Source organism: uncultured Sphingomonas sp., assembly GCF_964244235.1.
GTDB lineage: Bacteria > Pseudomonadota > Alphaproteobacteria > Sphingomonadales > Sphingomonadaceae > Sphingomonas.
The window spans coordinates 1-4469 of sequence record NZ_CAXTII010000130.1; the positions used below are offsets into that span (position 1 = coordinate 1).

Below are 4469 nucleotides of genomic sequence, written 5' to 3' on the forward strand. Positions count from 1 at the left end.
CCATCGAGCCGAAATTGCCCTGCCCGTCGATCAGCGGCAGCCGCATCGACCAGTCCTGCGTCATCCGCGCGAGCGCGTCGTAGATCGAGCTGTCGCCGTGCGGGTGGTATTTACCCATCACGTCGCCGACGATCCGCGCCGACTTGCGGTAGGGCTTGCCAGCGGTGAAGCCGCTCTCGTGCGCGCCCCACAGGATGCGGCGGTGGACCGGCTTGAGCCCGTCGCGCACGTCGGGCAGCGCGCGCGCGACGATCACCGACATCGCGTAGTCGAGGAAGCTCGTCCGCATCTCGGTGACGATCGAGACGGGCTTGATATCGGGTTCTTGCGGGGGAAGTATCGTCGGGTCGGCCAAGATTTCTACCTGTCGTGCGCGCTGTGTCGCTGAGGTGTCACATCTAGCCGTTGCACGGGCGAAACGCCAGTTTTAACCGCCGGTTTTGGCCAGCCATGCGATCCATGTTGGCAGCCCCGTGTCGTCGTCCATCGCTCCCGGCCACACGACGTCGGGCGGCAGGCCGCCGAGGTCGGCGCGCGGCTGGCGGATGATCGACATCGGGATGCGGTAGGTGGCGAGGCCCGACGGGGTCGTCAGCGGCCCGGCGATCTCGCCATATTCCTCGTTCTGCCCGCTCGGCTCGCCAACCTGCCGCGCGCCGAGCGTCTTGAGCACGTCCATGACGACGACGCACGAACTGAAACAGCCGGAGTCGGTCAGGACGAACACCGGACCCGCGTATAATTTCGCGGCGGCTGGCGGCGGCGGTGTGTCGTCGGCCGACGGATCGCGCAGCAACGCCGTGTCACCCGGATGCGCGGCGATCAGATCGGCGATCTTGAGGAAATAATTCGCTGGTCCCGCCATCGCCGGTCCGATCGCCGCAAAGCGCGTGCCGACTGACCGGGCTTCAGCCGCGACTCGCGGCGACCCGCGCCAGAATTTTGGACGGTACGCGATCGCCGCCGCCGCGACCGCATCCTTCCCCCACAGGATCGCACCGTACGTCTCACCCCATGTCGAGTTGCCGCCGCCGTTGCCGCGCAGGTCGAACACGACGTACGGCGCGGCGCGGAGGCGCGCGGCCACGGCGGTCAGCGCAGTTTCGAGCGCCTGCAGTGCCGCCTCGTCGCTGAAGCTGCCGAGGGTGATCCACGCCGCACCATCGGTCCTGAAGTCGAGCCGGTCGGGACGACGCACCGCCGGTTCGCGCAGGAACGGGCCTAGCCCGGCCGCAAGCGTCGGCCATGCGATCGGCTGCCAGTCGAGTGCAACGTCCTCCCCGCCAGCGAAGGTGCACGACTTGACTGGTGGCGACCCATCGAGCCGGTAATCGATGAACAGCCGCCACGCCTGGCGGATGCGCTCGGGCGGCTTCGACCAGTCGGCCTCGCGCCGGTCGAGGCGGCGTTCGAGCAACTCGGCGATCGGCACCCCGTCGCACGCGACGACCCGCGCACCGTCGGGCGGCGACGCCCCCGGCTTGGGCGCGAGGCGGCGAACGACATAGCCCCCCGCCCTGCCCGTCGATCAGGAACCCCGGCCAGCGCACCCGCGCCGGGATCGTCGCGGCGCGGAAAATGGTATGCCCGTCGCGGAAAGCCAGCATGAAGCCGCTCGTCGCCGCGCGCCAATCGAGGAACGACCGCGCCTGCTCGGCCTCGGTACGCGCGTCGGCGTAGGCGGTCTGGACCTGCGCCGCGAACGTCGGATTGAGCGGATCGCGCATGCCCGGATGGATCGCGACGACATCGGCGTGGAGCGCGGCGACATCGCGCGTTGCAAGCACCGCCCATGGATCAGGCGGCGGCGCGGCGCCAAGGCCGAGCGACAGCAGGACGACGGCAGCTAGGCGGCGACGCATATTCCCAGATTAGAGAGCGCCGCCCAGGCCGGAAAGGAACGTCGGCCCCTGCGACAATCGTGCCGCATCCGGCGTGTTACGGCAGCCGGGTGATCGTCTCATCCAACCGCGCCACCACCACCCCGAGCTTGCGGAAACTCATCCGGTTGTGTGCGCTTCGCCCGTCGGGGGCGAGGTCGATCAGCTGGTCGGCGACGATGCCGCCGTGCATGCGGAAATGGAGGTGGAGCCGGTTGCCGGTGACCTCGCCCGCGACCGGGCCGGCGGCATCGGACAGCGTCCCGGCATAACGGCCGCCGCCGAGCGGACGGAAGGTCCATTGGCGGGTGGCCGGCGACTTGGTGCCCTCGCGCACCGTCTGATCGAGCGTCAGCGTGCCGTCCCCGCCGACGCGGCCACGGCCCTCGACGCCGACCGGTTTGGGTTTCGACGCGACGACGTTGAGCGAGCCGGTACCGTGGGTCCTCCCGGCAAAGAAGCGCGCGGGATCGAACACCGGGGCCGGCAGCGGTGGCGGCAGGCGACGCGCGGCGAGGCCCGTCGGGGCGAGGATGAGGGCGAGGAACAGGATCGGGGAGAAGCGCATCGCCGCTTAACGCTGCAGATCGCAACGCGGGTATACGCGATTATCGTCGCTCATGATGATCATGACGATCACGATCACCTGCGGCTCCCGCGGCGCGCACCGACCGGTAACCGCAGCCGCCACCGGCGTGACGGCTATCGTTCGACTGCGCCGTCGAGGTAGTCGGCATCGTCGACGTGTTCCATCCAGTCGACGACGCGGCCGTCGAGCATTTCGGCGATCGCGATGTGGGTCATCGCGGTTGTCGCGGTGGCGCCATGCCAGTGCCGGTGCTGGGCGGGACACACGACGACGTCACCGGCGCGGATTTCGACCTTCGGGCCACCCTCGCACCGGGTCCAGCCGACGCCGCTGGTGACGATCAGGGTCTGGCCGAGCGGGTGCGTGTGCCACGCCGTCCGTGCGCCGGGTTCGAAAGTCACGATCGCTCCACTCGCGCGGCCGGGCTGATCCGCCGCGAACGGAGTATCGATCCGGACGGTGCCGGTGAACCATGCGGGCGGCCCCGCGGCCGACGGCTGACTGCCGCTGCGAATGACCTTCATCGGAACTCCTCGGTCGACAGGCACCGTATAGGTGCTTCCGTACTACGCCCATCGGCCGGTTTTTGTTCAAGCAAGCGGCCCCGTCGGGGCGACGCGGATTGCCGCTGTCCTACACCTTCGGCGATGCGATATAGTCTCGAGCCTGCATCCGGAGTTGCCCTTGTTCCGCCGTATCACCCCGACCCCGCGTTCCGCCGTGTTCGACCCGTCGCGCCGAGCCGTTTCGCGCTTAAGTTCGCAAAATCAGCGAAATTCGCGGCATCTGTCTGAACTGAAGCCGCTGCGGGCGAACTCGTGACCCCGATCCATGTCATCGGCGGCGGCCTCGCCGGGTCCGAGGCGGCGTGGCAGATCGCCCGCGCCGGCGTGCCGGTCGTGCTCCACGAGATGCGCGGACCGCATAAGACCGATGCGCATCACACCGATGCGCTCGCCGAACTCGTCTGCTCGAACAGCTTCCGCTCCGACGATTCCGAGCACAACGCCGTCGGATTGATCCATGCCGAGATGCGCGCGCTGGGGTCGCTAATCCTCGCGCAGGCCGACGCCGCGCGCGTCCCCGCCGGGTCGGCGCTCGCGGTCGACCGCGACGCCTTCGCCGACGCCGTGACGGCCGCGATCGACGCCGAGCCGCTGATTGAACTGCGCCGCGAGCTCGTCGCGGTGCCGCCGCCCGAATGGGGCAGCGTCATCATCGCCACCGGACCGCTGACCGCCGGGCCGCTCGCGGCGTGGATCGCTGAACGCACCGGCGAGGACGCGCTCGCCTTCTTCGACGCGATCGCGCCGATCGTGCACTTCGACTCGATCGACATGAGCACCGCGTGGTTCCAGTCGCGCTGGGACAAGGGCGACAGCCGCGACTACATCAACTGCCCGCTGGACAAGGCGCAGTACGAGGCATTCGTCGATGCGATGCTCGCCGGCGAGAAAACCGAATACAAGCAATGGGAAGGCACGCCGTACTTCGACGGCTGCATGCCGATCGAGGTGATGGCCGAGCGCGGGCGCGATACCCCGCGCTTCGGGCCGATGAAGCCGGTCGGGCTGACCAACCCCGCAACCGGTCGTCGTGCCTGGGCGGTGGTCCAGCTCCGCCAGGACAATGCGCTCGGCACGCTGTGGAACATCGTCGGTTTCCAGACCAAGCTCAGGCACGCCGAGCAGGTCCGCGTCTTCCGCACGATCCCCGGGCTGGAGACGGCCGAGTTCGCCCGGCTTGGCGGGCTCCACCGCAATACCTTCATCAAATCGCCGGTTTTGCTTGATGCGCAACTCCGTCTTCGGGCCGAGCCGCGGCTGCGCTTTGCCGGGCAGATCACCGGCTGCGAGGGCTATGTTGAGAGCGCCGCGGTCGGGCTGATCGCCGGGCGGATGGCGGCAGCCGAGGCGCGGGGCGAGGTACTCGACCCACCGCCACCGACCACCGCGATCGGCGCGCTGACCTCGGTGCAGACGGCCGCGCTCACCACCGCG

6 protein-coding genes are annotated in these 4469 nt (G+C 69.1%); 2 read left to right on the forward strand and 4 right to left on the reverse strand.

Annotated features, from left to right (window positions below):
• Together ACFE7D_RS14015 and ACFE7D_RS14020 are read right to left on the reverse strand one after the other, a co-directional pair.
• Window positions 1-355, reverse strand: a 355-nt coding sequence (locus tag ACFE7D_RS14015) for a DNA gyrase subunit A (RefSeq protein WP_375396028.1), incomplete at its 3' end; no start/stop codon positions are given.
• A gap of 72 nt (window positions 356-427) precedes the next feature.
• Window positions 428-1432 carry a S41 family peptidase gene (locus tag ACFE7D_RS14020; protein WP_375396029.1) on the reverse strand — a complete coding sequence of 335 codons (1005 nt, stop codon included), beginning with the start codon at window positions 1430-1432 and terminating at the stop codon, window positions 428-430.
• A 151-nt stretch (window positions 1433-1583) separates the two neighbouring features.
• Here ACFE7D_RS14020 and ACFE7D_RS14025 point away from each other — a divergent pair, with 151 nt between their 5' ends.
• On the forward strand, window positions 1584-1850 hold the full coding sequence (locus ACFE7D_RS14025; protein WP_375396030.1) for a hypothetical protein: 267 nt from the start codon (window positions 1584-1586) through the stop codon (window positions 1848-1850).
• 88 nt (window positions 1851-1938) lie between these two features.
• Here ACFE7D_RS14025 and ACFE7D_RS14030 read toward each other — a convergent pair whose 3' ends face one another.
• Both ACFE7D_RS14030 and ACFE7D_RS14035 read right to left on the reverse strand, forming a co-directional pair.
• The gene (locus ACFE7D_RS14030) at window positions 1939-2448 is read right to left on the reverse strand and encodes a DUF3833 family protein (protein WP_375396031.1); all 510 of its coding nucleotides are present in this window, start codon (window positions 2446-2448) and stop codon (window positions 1939-1941) included.
• Between the two features lie 134 nt (window positions 2449-2582).
• Window positions 2583-2993, reverse strand: a complete 411-nt coding sequence (locus ACFE7D_RS14035; RefSeq protein ID WP_375396032.1) for a cupin domain-containing protein — start codon at window positions 2991-2993, stop codon at window positions 2583-2585.
• Between the two features lie 294 nt (window positions 2994-3287).
• Between ACFE7D_RS14035 and trmFO the strand changes: the two genes are divergently transcribed.
• Window positions 3288-4469: methylenetetrahydrofolate--tRNA-(uracil(54)-C(5))-methyltransferase (FADH(2)-oxidizing) TrmFO (trmFO, locus tag ACFE7D_RS14040; protein WP_375396033.1), on the forward strand; the 1182-nt coding region annotated here is incomplete at its 3' end.